Genomic DNA, 299 nt, shown 5'->3' with positions numbered 1-299 from the left:
ATCCGAGCGTTGATGCGTTCGAGTTCTTCTTCGGCTTCGCGTTCACTGGCTTGTGCGGTCAATGTGGCGAGCACGCCGTTGAGATCGTAGCCATCTTCGAGCAATTGATCCTGCAAAGCCTTGCGCCGTACGGTCAGCGCCTGCCATTCCATGCGTTGCTGTTCGAGCTGGCCGCGAATCAACTGCGATTGCTGCTCGGCCTGGGTGCGGCGTTTTTCCGCGTCGCGCAATTCACGATCGGCGTCTTCCAGGGCGATCTGCGCGGTCTTGAGCTCTTCATCGACGGTCATGCGCCTGTC

General features: G+C 59.5%; 1 protein-coding gene. It reads right to left on the bottom strand.

Annotation, left to right across the window (positions count from 1 at the left end; genetic code table 11):
• On the bottom strand, positions 1-290 hold a 290-nt coding region (locus tag AAEY83_RS13850), incomplete at its 3' end, for a hypothetical protein (protein ID WP_351059697.1).
• Positions 291-299 lie beyond the last annotated feature (9 nt).

It is taken from the genome of Psychrobacter sp. TB20-MNA-CIBAN-0197, assembly GCF_040309765.1.
GTDB classification, from domain to species: domain Bacteria; phylum Pseudomonadota; class Gammaproteobacteria; order Pseudomonadales; family Moraxellaceae; genus Psychrobacter; species Psychrobacter submarinus.
This window is presented reverse-complemented; position numbering and strand designations above follow the sequence as displayed.